General features: G+C 66.8%; 13 protein-coding genes. 6 read left to right on the top strand and 7 right to left on the bottom strand.

Annotation, left to right across the window (positions count from 1 at the left end):
- Positions 1-2: 2 nt before the first annotated feature.
- Complete coding sequence (locus AC04ME_RS07940; RefSeq protein WP_042541157.1) at positions 3-2,978, top strand: bifunctional [glutamine synthetase] adenylyltransferase/[glutamine synthetase]-adenylyl-L-tyrosine phosphorylase; 2,976 nt, start codon at positions 3-5, stop codon at positions 2,976-2,978.
- 70 nt (positions 2,979-3,048) lie between these two features.
- Positions 3,049-3,978, top strand: a complete 930-nt coding sequence (locus AC04ME_RS07945; protein WP_042541159.1) for a diacylglycerol/lipid kinase family protein — start codon at positions 3,049-3,051, stop codon at positions 3,976-3,978.
- Here the strand turns inward: AC04ME_RS07945 and AC04ME_RS07950 are convergent.
- Positions 3,965-5,119 (bottom strand): AI-2E family transporter, encoded by a 1,155-nt coding sequence (locus AC04ME_RS07950; RefSeq protein ID WP_082041126.1) that lies wholly within the window; start codon positions 5,117-5,119, stop codon positions 3,965-3,967. The genes AC04ME_RS07945 and AC04ME_RS07950 overlap by 14 nt on opposite strands.
- A gap of 133 nt (positions 5,120-5,252) precedes the next feature.
- Between AC04ME_RS07950 and AC04ME_RS07955 the strand changes: the two genes are divergently transcribed.
- Positions 5,253-5,753 (top strand): GNAT family N-acetyltransferase, encoded by a 501-nt coding sequence (locus AC04ME_RS07955; RefSeq protein ID WP_042541161.1) that lies wholly within the window; start codon positions 5,253-5,255, stop codon positions 5,751-5,753.
- A 7-nt stretch (positions 5,754-5,760) separates the two neighbouring features.
- Here AC04ME_RS07955 and AC04ME_RS07960 read toward each other — a convergent pair whose 3' ends face one another.
- The 3 genes from AC04ME_RS07960 to glnA form a co-directional block, all read right to left on the bottom strand.
- Complete coding sequence (locus AC04ME_RS07960) at positions 5,761-5,997, bottom strand: glycine zipper domain-containing protein (protein ID WP_042541163.1); 237 nt, start codon at positions 5,995-5,997, stop codon at positions 5,761-5,763.
- A gap of 302 nt (positions 5,998-6,299) precedes the next feature.
- Positions 6,300-7,601, bottom strand: coding sequence for an alginate O-acetyltransferase AlgX-related protein (locus AC04ME_RS07965; RefSeq protein WP_156145928.1), 1,302 nt, complete (start codon positions 7,599-7,601; stop codon positions 6,300-6,302).
- Between the two features lie 364 nt (positions 7,602-7,965).
- Complete coding sequence (gene glnA / locus AC04ME_RS07970) at positions 7,966-9,390, bottom strand: type I glutamate--ammonia ligase (RefSeq protein ID WP_042541166.1); 1,425 nt, start codon at positions 9,388-9,390, stop codon at positions 7,966-7,968.
- A gap of 160 nt (positions 9,391-9,550) precedes the next feature.
- On the opposite strand from glnA, the gene AC04ME_RS07975 reads away from it, so the two are divergent.
- On the top strand, positions 9,551-9,937 hold the full coding sequence (locus AC04ME_RS07975; RefSeq protein ID WP_153302300.1) for an RDD family protein: 387 nt from the start codon (positions 9,551-9,553) through the stop codon (positions 9,935-9,937).
- A 6-nt stretch (positions 9,938-9,943) separates the two neighbouring features.
- Here AC04ME_RS07975 and AC04ME_RS07980 read toward each other — a convergent pair whose 3' ends face one another.
- Positions 9,944-10,423 (bottom strand): ATP-dependent zinc protease family protein, encoded by a 480-nt coding sequence (locus AC04ME_RS07980; protein ID WP_042541169.1) that lies wholly within the window; start codon positions 10,421-10,423, stop codon positions 9,944-9,946.
- A 26-nt stretch (positions 10,424-10,449) separates the two neighbouring features.
- On the opposite strand from AC04ME_RS07980, the gene AC04ME_RS07985 reads away from it, so the two are divergent.
- Entirely contained in the window at positions 10,450-11,637 is a 1,188-nt protein-coding gene (locus AC04ME_RS07985) for a RimK family alpha-L-glutamate ligase (protein ID WP_475434428.1), read from the top strand.
- Positions 11,638-11,701: 64 nt separating this feature from the next.
- Here AC04ME_RS07985 and AC04ME_RS07990 read toward each other — a convergent pair whose 3' ends face one another.
- Positions 11,702-12,412: a DUF4191 family protein gene (locus tag AC04ME_RS07990; protein ID WP_042541187.1), complete on the bottom strand. Its 711-nt coding sequence runs from the start codon at positions 12,410-12,412 to the stop codon at positions 11,702-11,704.
- 161 nt (positions 12,413-12,573) lie between these two features.
- Between AC04ME_RS07990 and AC04ME_RS07995 the strand changes: the two genes are divergently transcribed.
- Positions 12,574-14,073 carry a hypothetical protein gene (locus tag AC04ME_RS07995; protein ID WP_475434430.1) on the top strand — a complete coding sequence of 500 codons (1,500 nt, stop codon included), beginning with the start codon at positions 12,574-12,576 and terminating at the stop codon, positions 14,071-14,073.
- A gap of 8 nt (positions 14,074-14,081) precedes the next feature.
- Here AC04ME_RS07995 and sucB read toward each other — a convergent pair.
- Positions 14,082-15,563 (bottom strand): 2-oxoglutarate dehydrogenase, E2 component, dihydrolipoamide succinyltransferase (gene sucB / locus AC04ME_RS08000; RefSeq protein ID WP_475434432.1); only part of this gene is annotated, 1,482 nt, incomplete at its 5' end.

Below are 15,563 nucleotides of genomic sequence, written 5' to 3' on the forward strand. Positions count from 1 at the left end.
CCATGGCCCGTTCGGACGACTCTGTCTCGCTCTCCGCGCTGGCCAGGCTGGGGTTCGCCGAGCTCAGCGAGGCGGCGGCGAACCTCACCGAGCTCGCGACGCTGATCGGTGTCGACCGGTCGCTTCTGCTCGCTGAGGCGGATGCTGCTGATCCCGACGCGGCAGTCGAGGGGATGCTGCGCGTGGCGCGGCGCGATGCGGCACCGATCGCAGCTGTGTTCGCAGACCAGCGGGCGCGCAGACGCGCATGGCGGGTGTTCGGGTCGTCACAGGGCTTCGCCGACTTCTTCCTCAGGCATCCGACAGAAGTGTCGGTGCTGGCTGACCGATCCACGGGGCTGCCGTCGGCAGACGAGCTGCGCGAGCGCATGCTCGACGCGGTCGGCGCGCGCGACGGCTTCGCCGATTCGGGCGACGACAGTGCAGTGGTCACGCTGCGCGTGGCCTACCGGCGCAACCTCGCACTGATCGCCGCGATCGATCTGACGGCGTACAACCCGGTGCGGATCGTCGCCGATGTCGCAGCGGCGCTGGCCGATATCGCCGGCGCTGCGTTGGAGGCGTCGCTGGCCATCGCCCGTCGACGGCTCGTCGACACGATGAGTCGCGACCAGGTCGCTGCCACGCAGCTCGCCATCATCGGCATGGGCAAGGCGGGCGCACGCGAGCTGAACTACGTCAGCGACGTCGACGTGATCTTCGTCGGGGGAACCGCAGACGAGGATGTCGTCTCGGAATCGCGGGCGATCGACATCGCGACGCGCCTTGCGAGGGAGACGATGCGCGGCCTGAGCGGCATCGAGGTCGAACCGCCGCTCTGGGAGGTCGACGCGGCGCTCCGTCCAGAAGGCAAGCAGGGGGCGCTGGTGCGATCACTCGGCTCGCACCTGGCGTATTACGACCGTTGGGCCAAGAGCTGGGAGTTCCAGGCGCTGCTGAAGGCGCGGCCTCTCGCAGGCGATCCCGAGCTCGGCGCCGAGTACATCGCCGCGGTGCAGCCCAAGGTGTTCTCCAGCGCCGCGCGGGAGAACTTCGTCGACAGCGTCCAGCGCATGCGCGAGCGGGTCATGGAGCACATCGACCCCGAGGATGCGCCGTACCAGCTCAAACTGGGCTCCGGTGGACTGAGGGACATCGAGTTCACCGTGCAGCTCCTGCAGCTCGTGCATGGCCTCACCGACCCGAGCCTGCGCACCCGCGGCACGTTGGAGAGCCTCGACGCGCTGGTCGAAGGCGGCTACATCGGTCGGGCGGAGGCTGCGTCGTTCGCGGACGACTACTGCGTGCTGCGGCTGATGGAGCACAGGCTGCAGCTCAAAGAGCTCAGCCGCACCCACCTGATGCCTCGCACGCCCGCCGGCCTGCGCGTTCTGGCTCGCAGCACGGGGCTCGGAGAGTCCGGCGAGGCGATCTGGGCTCGATGGGAGAGCGTCCGGCGTGAGGTGCGCGACATCCACACCCGGCTGTTCTACCGTCCTCTGCTGAGCGCCGTGGCCTCCCTGCCCGAAGAGGAGCGCACCCTCTCGACCGCTCAGGCGCACGATCGCCTCATGGCCATCGGCTTCCGCGACCCGGCGGGCGCTCTGCGACATATCGGCGCGCTCACGACGGGGTTGAGTCGCAAGGCGACCATCCAGCGGCATCTCATGCCGGTGATGGTCCGCTGGTTCGCCGACGGCAGCGACCCGGACTATGCGCTGATCGCGTTCCGCCGCATCAGCGAGCGTCTCGGCGACACCCCCTGGTTCCTCCGGATGCTGCGGGATTCGTCCGGCGCCGCTGAGAGCCTGACGAGGCTGCTGTCGTCGTCACGATACGTCGGCGAGCTCATGGAATGGATCCCCGAGTCTGTGGCCTGGCTCGACAGCAGCGAGCTCCTGCGTCCGCGCAGCGGCGCGGCGCTCGACGAGGAGGCCAGGGCCATCCAGACGCGTCACAGGAACGTGGGTGACGCACTGCAGGCGGTTCGAGCGCTGCGACGTCGCGAACTGCTGCGCACGGCGATGGGCGGCGTCCTCGATGTGCTCTCGATCGAGCAGATCGCGACCTCGCTCACCGAGATCACCGACGCCACGATCCAGGCGGCGCTGCGCGCGGTCCGGCGTGAGATCGTCACCGCCGATGACGAGGCGTTCGATTTCGCGGTCATCGGCATGGGCCGATTCGGGGGAGCGGAGCTGGGGTTCGGCTCCGATGCCGACATCCTCTATGTGTACGACGCGAACGGCGTCGACCCTCAGCGGGCGCAGTCGCTCGCAACGCGGATCGTCGCAGGACTCCGGGAGCATCTGACCGATCATCGGGTGCCGCTCGATCTGGATGCGGACCTCCGGCCGGAGGGACGCAACGGCCCGGTGGTGCGGTCGATCGAGGCGTATGCCGAGTACTACCGACGCTGGTCGCTGTCGTGGGAGGCCCAGGCTCTGCTCCGAGCACGAGGGGTCGCAGGCAGCGCCACTCTCATCGCGAAGTTCACTGCCCTCGCCGACAGCATCCGGTACCCCGCGGAGGTCGATCTGCAGGGCACCCGGGAGATCAAGCGGATCAAGGCTCGGGTCGAGGGCGAGCGGCTGCCGCAGGGAGTGGATCCGCGTCGTCATCTGAAACTCGGCCCAGGCACGCTCAGCGATGTCGAGTGGCTGGTGCAGCTTCTGCAGTTGCAGCACGCCCACGACGTGCCTGCACTGCAGACCACGTCGACCCTCACCGCCCTCGGGGCTGCGGTCGACGCGGGATTCGTCCCGGCCGATGCCGCCGATCTGCTCCGCGCCGCGTGGTTGCTGTCCAGTCGCCTGCGCTCGGCGATCACCCTGTACACCGGCAAGACGAGCGACGTGCTGCCGACGGATCCGCGCGACCTCGATGCGATCGGTCGACTGCTCGGTTATCCCGATCGTTCAGCGAGCGTGCTCGACGATGACTACCTGGGGGTGACCCGGCGTGCGCGCCGGGCGTTCGAGCAGCTCTTCTACGGGTAGGCGGTCTCGCGTCGCGTCAAGGGCTGGCGCGCCATTTGCCTTTTCTGCGCCGGTCGCACAGGCTGAGCGCATGACGATCTCGAAGCTCGGTGTGATCTGGAACCCCTCCAAGGTTGACGGGGATTCGCTGCGCGAATCCGTCGCCGCGACGTTCGTCTCCGACGGAGTCGAAACGCCCGTCGAGTGGTGGGAGACCAGCATCGAGGACCCGGGGCGCGGTATGGCCGCCGACGCGGTGGCCGCAGGCTGCGACGTGGTGATCGCCGTCGGTGGAGACGGCACCGTGCGGGCGGTCGCGGAATCGTTGGCGGGCACGGACTCCGCGCTCGGCATCGTGCCGCAGGGCACCGGCAACCTGCTCGCTCGCAACCTCGAGATCCCGTTGAACGACATCCCCGCCGCACTGGAGCGGGTCCGCGACGGGGAGCCGCAGCGGATCGACATGGGCTGGGTCGACCACGACGGCACCGAGCACGCGTTCGTGGTGATGGTCGGCTTCGGCATCGACGCTCAGATGCTGGTGGAGACCGACGAGGACCTGAAGAACCGTGCCGGATGGATCGCATACGTGGAGGCGATGGGGCGTGCCCTGGCCGGCACCGAGATGACCGACATCACCCTCACGCTCGACGAGCAGGAGCCGCAGGCCCTCCGCGGTCACACGATGCTGATCGGCAACTGCGGCATGGTGCAGGGCGGCATCCGTCTCCTGCCGGACGCCGTGCTCGATGACGGGCTGCTCGACATGCTGCTCGTGAGCGCCGATGGGCCACTGCAGTGGCTCGACACGGTCCGCGCCTTCGTCTGGGAGAACGGCATCCGCCGCATGATGGGCAATGTCGACACCGCGGTGAGCACCGACTCGACGACCCACATCTCCGCAGAACGCATCCGGGTCGAGCTCGCGTCACCGCAGACGTTCGAGATCGACGGCGAAGAGGTCGGAGCGGTCTCCGACTTCACTGTGCGGGTCCAGCCCGCAGCGCTCACGGTTCGCTGAGGGTTCCCGGCGGGACGAGCTTGCTGTCCTGCAGCGGGAACACGACCTTCTGGACGACGATGATGATGCTGGCGGCGACCGGGATCGCGACGAGCGCGCCCAGGATCCCGCCGAGCGCGCCTCCGGCGACGGCAGCGATGACGACGAGCGCACCGGGTACAGCGACGGCCTTGTTCATGATGCGAGGCGATAGGACGTATGCCTCGATCTGCATGTAGACGAGGTAGTAGCCGAAGGCGATGAGCGCGGTGACCGGGCTCACGATCAGGCAGATCAGCGCATTGATGATCGACGCAGTCAGGGTGCCGACGAGTGGGATCATCGAGCCGATGAAGGCGATCAGGGCGAGCAGGGCAGGCACGGGCGCGCCGATGATGCTCAGAACGATGAGGCTCAGGATGCCGTTGATCAGCGCGAGGCTGGCCTGTCCCATCACATATCGTCCGACGGCACCCGAGACGTCTTCCAGGAGCCCGCCGAAGGTGTCCCGCTGGTACGACGGGACGAAGCGCACGGCGACGCGCTTCATGCTGCGGAGGGACGCCATGAAATACAGCGTCAGAATCAGCACGATGGTGACTCCGGTGAACCCTCCGGCGATGCCGGCGCCGACCGCGAACACGCCGCCGCTGATGTTCAGGATGTTGCCCGGGTCCTGCACGAAACTCAGCACGCCCTGGGCCGCGTCGTCGAAGGTGGAGCCGAACTGCTCGCTGACGTCCTTGAACCAGGCGCTGGCCATGAAGTCCTCGACCATCTTCGGGCCGTCCTGGATCAGGTTTGTCACCTGCTCGACGAGGAGCGGCACGATGGCGAGGATGATCCCTACGAAAGCCAGGACCACGACGGAGACGACGATCGCGACCGCCGCTGGGCGAGGGAGCTTGCGCTCGATGAACGAGACGACGGGGTCCAGGCCGAGGGCGAGGAAGACGGCGACCCCGATGTAGACGAGCACCGTCGCGAGCTGATCGACGATGCCTCCGATCAGGAGGGCGACCAGGACGCCCAGCGCACCCAGAAGTCCGTATGTGAACGGGTTGATGCGAGCGAGCGCCGCCGCCGCGGTCTTGGGCTGAGCCGGGGGAGTCTCGGTCGTGTGGACCTTCTTCGACTGCAGCCTGTCGTTCTTGCGGCGCATGATGGCCCCTCGCTATTGTTCGTTCGGACCCCTCAGTTGACCAGTCGATGCGGGGGAAAGCAAGCGCGACACGGCCACGCTCTTTGTGGTGTATGACGTGGTGGATGTCGGATGCCTGTGCGATCGTTCACGCATGGATGCCCTGACACTCAGACCCTGGTCCGCGGGTGATCTCGAGCTGCTGCGTGTGGCGAACACTCCGGAGATGACGGCCCATCTGAACGGCGTCGAGAGCGAGCAGCAGCTGGTCGACCGCAACGCCCGCTACCTCCGCCTGTGGGAGGCGGGAGAGGCCAGGATGTTCGTAATCGAGGACGAGGATCGTCGTTCGCTGGGGTCGATAGGGTTCTGGAACTCCGAGTGGCGTGACGAGCCGGCGTTCGAGACGGGGTGGTTCGTGATTCCTGACGCGCAGGGGAGAGGCGTGGCTTCCCGGGCTCTCGGTCTGCTGATCGATGACGCGACAGCGCACCGTGGTGACCGCAGGTTCCTGACGGCATTCCCCTCGGTGGAGAACGCGGGGTCGAACGGCGTCTGCCGTCGCAGCGGGTTCGAGATGGTGGGCACCTTCACCGACACGTTCCGCGGTGCAGAGCTGACGATGAACGAATGGGTGCTGGATCTCGTCGGCTGAGCGCGCGCTACTCGGCCGTCTCGGGCTTGTCGCCCTTCTCGCTCTTCGGCGACGACTCGAACGCTGCGCCGAACGCGACTCCCAACGCCAGGCCGAACGCAACCCCGACGCCCACGTTGTCGAACAGCAGCATCCCTGCCCCCGCACCGATCGGAAGCCCGATCGCCATCCCGAGAGCGATGCCGACACCCGGCTTCTTCGTCGAGTTCTCGGTTGCTTCGGAGTTCTCGTCTGATTCGGTCATACGCAGCACGATACGTAGTCGGGCGAGCACCCACATCCCCCGCAAGACGGACACGGTGCGGTCTGCGGCGGGCAGGAAGACAAGAACGCCCCCGAGCCACAGCTCGGGGGCGTTCTCGGAGAATTCTGCGGATCAGACTCCGAAGTACAGCTCGTTCCTCCGGGGGTATAGGGGGATCATGAGAGTCGTTGTGAGACGCGGACTTCCGAGGGCCATGTTTGGGGATTCATGGTTACAAATTGCGCCCCTGTCGGCTTGTCGGCCGGGAGGGCGAGGAGAGTGGGGTTCTCTGCTTTCGCGGTCTAGCTCGCGGCAACCCTGTTGAGGAAACGCTCGACAGTCTGCCCCACCACAAGATCGGGCTTCAGCTCATCCATGAGATCCCAGTCGATGTCTGGTCCCCAGTGGAAGTGAAACTCTCGAAACAGGTGCTTTCCCCACCACGAGAGGTAGCCGGCGAAATCACCCGTCCCGAAGAATGAGTTGCCGAAGACGAGCACTTTGAGCGGGCTCGGGGCGGTGCTGTTGGTCCACCTGAACCGGCGGCCCCTCATGCCGCCGTCAGCAGGGAAGTGCTTCTCCACCATCGTGAGGCCGCCCGCGTAGGCCGCAAGCTCATCGGCGCTCGGCTCGACGATACGTGAGTAAAAAGGCAACCTGAAWCGGCCGGTGAGGTCACCGACTGCGTGCCTGAATTGGTACATGCGAACGCCATCGACGAGCGGAACGAGCTGGGGGTCGATCTGAGCGGCCAGTGCAGAGAACATTCGCTGAGCACCGACCGCTGAGAAGTGGGTGTCTGTCATCAGGAACGGATCATCGACTTCGTTCCACTCCTCAAAGGGTGCAAGGCCGCTGACGTAGAAGTCGGCGTCGCGCAGCCTGCTCTCTATCTCTAGAAGCACGGGGCTCGGACCATCGATATCGAGAGGAGCATCCTCGCGCAGGACGGTCAGTTTCTCCGGGATGATGGTCTGAACGAAGCGCGCGCCACGCGCCTCGCATCCTTCTCCCCGCTGGGCGAGCACATCCATCCACTGATCAACTCGTGACAGGAGCGCATCGTCGACGGGCTCGTCGTACAGCGACAGCAGGGAGTTGGTCCCACCGGTGAGGAACAGGTGCCCGCGGAGGCCGATGACCGCTGACCCATCCATCGACGGCAACCCGGCCGGCATGAGCATGGGGGACAGGTTGCCCGCCTCGACCTGGTGTTTCACCGCGTTCCGGTCCTCCGGGGACCAAAGGGTGGTCGACGATACGCCATTCAGTTCTTCAACGGCGGTCTTCCTCAGGGTGGCTAGACCTTCGGCTCCGAGGCTCAGTGCTGCCTCTCGACCATCGCTCAGAGCTTTGACCAGGAACCGTCCGGATACGACATCGAGAGCGGTGAAGCGTCGGGAACACTCAAGAGAAAACCACGCGTCTTGGGTCGTGATCTTCTGCAGGTCGCCACGAGTTGCGCTCGGTCTCGTTTCCCCGACGATCTCGCCGTCGAAGGTGGCGACCACCCGAACATCCCGGTTATCCGCTGCCTCCGGATCGAACACCCAACCCCTGATGATCTGCCGCTCGAAGTCGAAGCGCTCTGCGTACCCTTGCACGCGGACCACTGTAGCGGACGACCTACGAGACGGCCGGAGCTGCTCGCGTCCTCCCGGATACGGAGTTGGGGTGATTCGCGCGCGCGGCAGCCACTTACGTCCTACCTCGTACGTGACGAATCGTCACGTGCCGCTGTGACCGCAGCGCTGCAGGCGCGTGGGCCCATCCCGGCCCGGCTCGAACGGGCAGCCTCCCTCTCCGACTAGCTGGACGCGTAGCCGGGGTGAGCTGACGCGCCTAGGGCGGGACCGAGAAGGACTCTACGCGAGACGCAAGAGAGCCCGCCAGGCATGGCCTGACGGGCTCTCTGTGAGATTCTGCGGACTCCCTGCGGACTAACCCCCGGAATTCCGCGTGATCTGGCTACACTCCGAAGTACAGCTCGTACTCGAACGGGTGCGGACGCTGAGCCATCGGCAGGATCTCGTTCTCGTACTTGTACGAGATCCAGGTCTCGATGAGCTCCTCGGTGAACACGCCGCCCTCGAGGAGGAACTGGTGGTCCGCCTTCAGGGCGTCGAGCGAGTCCAGCAGGGAGTTCGGGACCTGGGGGATGTTCTTGGCCTCCTCGGGAGGAAGCTCGTAGAGGTCCTTGTCGACGGGCTCGTGCGGCTCGATGCGGTTCTTGATGCCGTCGAGACCTGCCATGAGCTGTGCCGCGAACGCCAGGTACGGGTTGCCCGAGGCGTCGGGAGCGCGGAACTCGATGCGCTTGGCCTTCGGGTTGGAGCCCGTGATCGGGATGCGGATGGCAGCCGAGCGGTTTCCTGCGGAGTAGACCAGGTTGACCGGCGCCTCGAAGCCCTTGACCAGACGGTGGTAGCTGTTCAGGGTCGGGTTCGTGAACGCGAGCACGGCCGGGGCGTGTGCCAGGAGTCCGCCGATGTACCAGCGGGCGACATCGCTGAGCTGACCGTAGCCGGCCTCGTCGTAGAACAGCGGCTTGCCGTCGTTCCAGAGCGACTGGTGCGTGTGCATGCCCGAGCCGTTGTCGCCGTAGAGCGGCTTCGGCATGAAGGTGGCGACCTTGCCCCACTCCTCGGCGGTGTTCTTGACGATGTACTTGAACTTCAGGATGTCGTCCGCCGAGTGCACCATGGTGTCGAAGCGGTAGTTGATCTCCTGCTGGCCCGCGGTGCCGACCTCGTGGTGCGAGCGCTCGAGGATGAATCCGGCCTCGATCAGCTTCAGGGTGATGTCATCGCGCAGGTCAGCGGTCTTGTCGACCGGGCTGACGGGGAAGTAGCCGCCCTTGTACGGGGTCTTGTTGGCGAGGTTTCCGCCTTCTTCCTCGCGACCGGTGTTCCACGCGGCCTCTTCGGAGTCGACCTTGTAGAAGCTCTCGCCGGCGGTGACCGAGTAGCGCACGTCGTCGAAGATGTAGAACTCGGCCTCGGGGGCGAAGAACGCGGTGTCGGCGATGCCGGTCGATGCGAGGTACTTCTCGGCCTTCTTGGCGACCTGGCGCGGGTCCTTCGAGTAGATCTCTCCGGTGCGGGGGTTGTAGATGTCGAAGATCATCACGAGGGTGCTCGCCTCGCGGAAGGGGTCCATGTAAGCCGTGGTGACATCAGGGATGAGCTGCATGTCGGACTCGTGGATGCTGGCGAAGCCGCGGATCGAGGAGCCGTCGAACAGCTGCCCGTCCACGAAGAAGTCCTCGTCGACAGTGGCCGCAGGGATGTTGAAGTGCTGCTGCACACCCGGGAGATCAGTGAATCGGATGTCAAGGAACTTGACGTCGTTCTCCTTGATGAAGGTCAGCACCTCGGACGAATCTTTGAACATGTACGACTCCTGGATTGCGGATCGATGGCTTCACGGCCATTGTGCACAGTACGTGCGGGGCGTTACTCCACGGTATCCGCTTTGTTTCCAGCATGTTACGCGCCGGTAGGCTGATGACGTGACGGATGCTGTGAACACGTACCCCGGAGAACGACTCGGAATGCCGCAGACGGGGACGGGCAGCATCGCCCGCCCTGGGCGGCGGATCGGGGCTCTCCTCATCGACTACATCGCTGCGACGATCATCGCCACCGGCTTCCTCGGATACGACCAGTTCGCACTGCCCGCAGAGGCAGGCCTGACGATGTTCGCGCCGATGGGCGTGTTCGCCCTGCTGCAGATCCTGTTCATCCCGACGGCGGGTGGCAGCCCCGGACACCGCATCCTCGGCATGCGCGTCGTACGCCTCGGCGGTGGCTGGGTGGGAGTGTGGCGGCCGATCGTGCGCACGCTGCTCATCGTCATCGTGATCCCGGCGGTCATCTGGGATGCCGACCAGCGAGGTGTTCACGACAAGGTGACGGGACTCGTTCTCATCCGCGCCTGACGCGGCTCACTCCTTGCCGCGGTTGCGGCGTCGTGCCTCGCGCGGTGCGCGACCTCCGAGGAACGAGCGTGCGGGGTCGACGACGTAGCCCTGTCGCAGCGCCTCACGACCGATGAGCATGCGGAAACCCATCTCATCTCGGTTGCTCAATGTCACCTCGGCGAGCACCTCTCGGTCATGCAGACGAATGAGCATCTCGACGACGAGTCGCTCCTGCGCATGGCCGGAAGAGCTGCGCACCGCGCGGCGATCGTGCACCGGGGATTCGACGATCACCGCGTCCTCCTGGCTGTCCTGCCAGGGCTTCACCCGGAACCGGACCCACGACACGCCGTCGCGCTCGAACTCCTGGATCTCGAATGCGTGCAGCGAAGAGGTGCGGGCGCCCGTGTCGATCTTGGCTTTGAGCCAGTCCACACCGAGATCGGGCAGGCTCACCCATTCTCGCCACCCGATAAGGGTGTTTGAATGGGATGACTTACTCACCCGACCATCCTGGCAGGAAATCCCCCGTGAAGATCGCAGTGCTCTCCCGCGCGCCGCAGGCGTACTCCACCCAACGGCTGCGCGCCGCCGCGCTCCAGCGAGGTCACAACGTCAAAGTGCTGAACACGCTGCGCTTCGCGATCGATCTCACGGCCGACGAACCCGACCTGCACTACCGCGGACGTCAGCTCAGCGACTACGACGCGATCCTGCCCCGAATCGGCAACTCGATCACCTACTTCGGCACAGCAGTGGTGCGCCAGTTCGAGCAGATGGACGTGTACACGCCGAACACGGCGAACGGGATCTCGAGTGCCCGCGACAAGCTCCGCGCGAACCAGATCCTCTCGCGCCACAACATCGCGATGCCGCCCACGGCGTTCGTGCGCAACCGCGCCGATGTGCGGCCCGCCATCGAGCGCGTCGGCGGCGCTCCTGYCGTCATCAAGCTCCTCGAGGGCACGCAGGGGATCGGCGTCATCCTCGCGCCGCAGGTGAAGGTCGCTGAGGCGATCATCGAGACGTTGCACTCGACCAAGCAGAACGTGCTCATCCAGAAGTTCATCTCCGAGAGCCGCGGTCGGGACATCCGCGCGCTCGTGGTGGGAGACAGGGTGGTGGCGGCGATGCGACGGTCCGCAGCCGGAGACGAGTTCCGCTCGAACGTGCATCGCGGGGGCTCCGTCGAAGCCGTCGAGCTCGACCCCGTCTACGAACGCGCGGCTGTTCGCTCGGCTCAGATCATGGGCCTGCGCGTCGCCGGAGTCGACATGCTCGAGGGCGATGAGGGCCCGCTGGTGATGGAGGTCAACTCCTCGCCAGGGCTCCAGGGCATCGAGACGGCCACCAAGCTCGACGTCGCCGGGGCGATCATCGACTACATCGCAGGGCAGGTGGCGTTCCCCGAGATCGATGTGCGCCAGCGCCTGACGGTGTCGACGGGCTACGGCGTCGCCGAGCTGATGGTGCACGGCGCGGTCGATCTCGTCGGCAAGACGCTCGGCGAGGCCGGACTCTGGGAGCGCGACATCACGGTGCTCACGCTGCACCGCGGCGTCTCCGTCATCCCCAACCCGCGAAAGCACGTCGTCCTCGAGGCCGAGGATCGACTCTTCTGCTTCGGCAAGCTCGACGAGATGCGATCCATGGTGCCGGAGCGCCGGCGTCGCCGCGCCAAGGTCCGCCGCCTCCCGCGTCAGCCGCTCTCCGAGTGAAACGACGAAGCGCGGCCGCCTCTCGACAGAGGACGGCCGCGCTTCGTCGTATGCAGGCGTCAGATCAACGAGGGCGCTGCGCTCGGACCTTCGTGGGGTCGATGCCCTTCGGGATCGGCAGCGAGGAGATCGACTGCGACACCGACTCGATGCGTCGGATGACGGCGCCCATGGTGGCCTTGTCGATGACCTTCGGAAGCTTCTTGATCGTCTTGGCGAGGTCGGCGATGGCGACGTCGTCATCGCCGTGGCCGACGTAGAGCACGGTGACAGGCACGCCGTGGGCGACGCGGGCGGCCTTGCTGCGCTCGTCGTTCACTAGGCGGGTCAGGCGTCCGCGTGACCCCTCTCCGACGACGACGACCCCGCCGCGTCCGACCGTGCGGTAGACGGCGTCCTGCGTCTTCGGGTTGATCCCCACCGGCGTCTCGGAGCCCTGCCAGTGGCGACCGAGGCTGGTGCTGAGCACGTGGCCCGTGGCACCGGGCATTCCGTCGATCTTCTGGTACATCGCCGAGGTGGACAGGCGCGTCATCAGGAACATCGCGCCGAGCAGACCGAGCATCAGGCCCGAGATGCCCCAGAGGATGAGGGTCCACACCTGGAACGGCGGGATCAGGTAACCGACGATGAGGCCGACGAGCACACCGAGGACCAGCAGCGCGATCTGAGCCCAGGGCAGCCAGGGGTAGATCTCTCTCGTGAACTTGAAGAGGGACTTGATCTGGGAGAAGAATCCCGGACGCTTCTCGGGCGCGGACGTGCGGTTTGCCATGTGCATAAGAATACCGACTCCGGGAGGCGCTCATGGCGTCGTTCGCGTCAGGCGGATTCCTGGTCACCATCCTCCTCTGCACAGGTCGTCGATCCCCGCGGAAGCGTCCACATCCCGCCTCCCTCCCACACAGGCTCCGTGCGATGCACTGACATGGGGTGATGGCAGATACAGAGGCGCGGTCACGAGGGGCGGTGCTCGTGCCGGGTGCGCATCGCGCGATCAGGAGGATCGACGCGGGCGAAGGGCCGTACGCGGGAATGCTGGTCACCCGGGGCGGGTCGGTGGCCGTGCGGGTCGACTCGGAGTCGATCAGCGGGTGGGCGGGGTGGGAGCACGCCGGAGACGATCACGTCGCGGGTCCGCTCGACATCGTGCGGCGATCCGACGGGCATGACGTTCTTCTGCCGTGGTGCACGGAGCGGGTCTCCTCGTTCGTCGGACGCCGTGCCGCAGCCGATGCCTCGCTCGCCTCCGGAGAGATGACCACTCTCGTGGCGAGCATCCTGCGCGGTCTGGGCGAACTCGCGAGAGCCGAGGGGCACGATGAGACCGGCGAGTGGTGGCTCACGGACGACGGACGACCGACGTTCGTGATCGGTGCCGGCGACACTGCTCGAGCCGCGGCGGGTGCCCTCGTGGCGCGGTTGCGGGAGGATTGTGCCGATCGCACGCTCGCTCGTCTGCTCGTCGTGATCGAGGAAGGGCTCGGTGCCGAGATCGCAAGGCCGGGGATGCCGGCTCGTCAGCTCGAGAGGTGGGAGGCCGAGCTGTTCGACACGGCGGCTCCGAAACCGCTGAAGCGAGATGTGCATGCGCCAGCGCTGGCAAGGCATACCGATGCGGCGAGGCATGCGGTCGTGGCACGGCCCGTCGCGCGGCGCCATCTGAGAACCCGCGCGTCGCTGCCGAGGGACCGCGGCGGAGTCGGGGCACTGTCGTCTCGAATCGTCGGTGGGATCGTGCATAGCCTCAACGGGTATCGAGACGCCGTCGCCCTCCGGCTCGGACGCAGACCTGGGCCCGGCATCGTCGAACGCTCGGTCCGTCGAACCGAGTCGGCAGACGTCGGCACCGCAGCTGGCAGACGTGCTCCCGTTAGACGCGGTCGACGAACGATCGTCGCCGCTGCGGCGGCGGCAGTGGTGCTCGCCGGCGGACTGCTCTGGCCCGGCGGGGCGACGGGGGAGCCTGACGGGGAAGGCGCCCCCGCCGTGCCGAAGAGCACTCCCCTCGCGACGGAGGTGCGCCCCGTCTCCACCGATTCATCGCCGACGCCCATGTCACCCGCACCGGATCCGCCGACGCCGGGGGAGGGATCGCCGAGCGACGGATCCGACCCGACGGACCCCGTGGAGGCGGCGCGGATGCTGATCAGTGCGATCGGCATCTGCGGCGAGAACGAGGACAAGGTCTGCGGCGGTGCTGTCGCTCAAGGCTCTGTCGGTGTCGTCGACGAGTTGGGCGGCGGCAAGGAGGGAGCGCTGCAGCTCCAATCGGTGGATGAGTACGGAGACGTCGCAGTGATCCGGGTGTCCCCGTCTCAGGGCGTCAGCGATGGTGCGGCGTCGGAAGGTGGGGAACGGATGGTCGTGCTCGTACGGATCGCAGAGAAATGGCTGGTCCGCGACGTGTATGACGTCGCGGACCAGCCAGGGTGATGCTGTGGTCAGGCTCCGAGCTGAGCGGCGAACTGCGCCGACTCGAGGCGGGCCTTCACCGCGCCGAGGAAGCGGGCGGCGTCGGCTCCGTCGATGATGCGGTGGTCGTACGAGAGCGCGAGGTACACGTACGAGCGCACGGCGATCGCGTCCGCTCCACCGACCTTGACGAGACCGGGACGCTTGACGACCGTTCCGGTGCCAAGGATCGCGGACTGCGGCAGGAACACGACGGGGGTGTCGAACAGCGCGCCACGCGAACCGGTGTTGGTCAGCGTGAACGTTCCGCCGGCGAGCTCGTCGGGCTTCAGCTTGTTGTCACGCGTGCGCGCGGCGAGGTCGGCGATCTCGTGGGCGATCTCCGCGATGTTCTTCGATGCGGCATCGCGCAGGACCGGCGTGAGCAGACCGCGCTCGGTGTCGACGGCGATCGACACGTTCTCGGACTCCGGGTAGACGATGTTCTCTCCGTCGACCGTGGCGTTCACGATCGGGAAGGCGCGCAGTGCCTCGGCGGCAGCCAGAGCGAAGAACGGCAGGAACGACAGCTTGTCGCCGGTCTTCTCGAGGAACGATCCCTTGACGCTGTCGCGGTACTCCGCAAGAGCGGTCACATCGACCTCGACCACCGTGGTGAGCTGAGCCGTCTGCTGCATCGACTCGACGGCGCGCTTTGCGAGCACCTTGCGCAGACGCGACATCGGCTGCGTGGTGCCACGCAGCGGCGACACCTCGAGCGGAACCGGTGCTGCAGGGGCTGCGGCTGCAGCGGGTGCAGACGAGGCGCTCTCGGCGGCCTTGAGGACGTCCTCCTTGCGGATGCGTCCTCCGACACCGGTGCCGGTGACGCTGGCGAGGTCGACGCCCTGCTGCGAGGCCAGGCGGCGCACGAGCGGGGTGACGTACAGGTTGTCGCTCTCGGTCGGGAGTGACAGCTTCTGCTCGGCCTGAGCTGGAGCCGCGGCGGCGCCGCCGGTCGCCTGCTCCGGAGCCGCCTGTGCGGGAGCCGCCACGGGCGCCTCGGCGGCAGGCCGCTCTGCAGGCTTGTCGACGGGGGCCTCCGAGACCGATTCCTTGGCCTCAGGCGCCTCGGCAGCAGACGGCTGCGCGGCAGGAGCCGGAGCTTCTGCGGCGGGCGCGGGTGCCTGTGCCGGTGCGGCCGCGGGGGCCGCTCCGGAGCCGACACGAGCGAGCACAGCGCCCACCTCGACGGTCTCGTCTTCGGCTGCGACGATCTCCTGCAGCACACCGGCGACGGGCGACGGGATCTCGGTGTCGACCTTGTCGGTGGAGATCTCGAGCAGAGCCTCGTCGACCTCGACCGTGTCGCCGATCTGCTTGAGCCAGCGCGTGACGGTGCCTTCGGTGACGCTCTCGCCGAGTTCCGGGAGGACGATGTCAGTGGCGTCGCCGGCGGGTGCGGCCGCGGGAGCCGCCTCGGCGGCAGCGGGCGCGGCGGCTTCGGGCTCTGCGGGAGCCTCGGCCTGCGG

Source organism: Microbacterium sp. LjRoot205, from assembly GCF_056175745.1.

Bases quoted from the DNA above. Each gene is read 5' to 3' on its own strand.
- AC04ME_RS07960 (WP_042541163.1), bottom strand. From the start codon at position 5,997: ATGACCGAATCAGACGAGAACTCCGAAGCAACCGAGAACTCGACGAAG.
- AC04ME_RS07955 (WP_042541161.1), top strand. From the start codon at position 5,253: ATGGATGCCCTGACACTCAGACCCTGGTCCGCGGGTGATCTCGAGCTG.
- glnA (WP_042541166.1), bottom strand. From the start codon at position 9,390: ATGTTCAAAGATTCGTCCGAGGTGCTGACCTTCATCAAGGAGAACGAC.
- AC04ME_RS07990 (WP_042541187.1), bottom strand. From the start codon at position 12,412: ATGGCAAACCGCACGTCCGCGCCCGAGAAGCGTCCGGGATTCTTCTCC.
- AC04ME_RS07950 (WP_082041126.1), bottom strand. From the start codon at position 5,119: ATGCGCCGCAAGAACGACAGGCTGCAGTCGAAGAAGGTCCACACGACC.
- AC04ME_RS07975 (WP_153302300.1), top strand. From the start codon at position 9,551: ATGCCGCAGACGGGGACGGGCAGCATCGCCCGCCCTGGGCGGCGGATC.
- AC04ME_RS07940 (WP_042541157.1), top strand. From the start codon at position 3: ATGGCCCGTTCGGACGACTCTGTCTCGCTCTCCGCGCTGGCCAGGCTG.
- AC04ME_RS07995 (WP_475434430.1), top strand. From the start codon at position 12,574: ATGGCAGATACAGAGGCGCGGTCACGAGGGGCGGTGCTCGTGCCGGGT.
- AC04ME_RS07945 (WP_042541159.1), top strand. From the start codon at position 3,049: ATGACGATCTCGAAGCTCGGTGTGATCTGGAACCCCTCCAAGGTTGAC.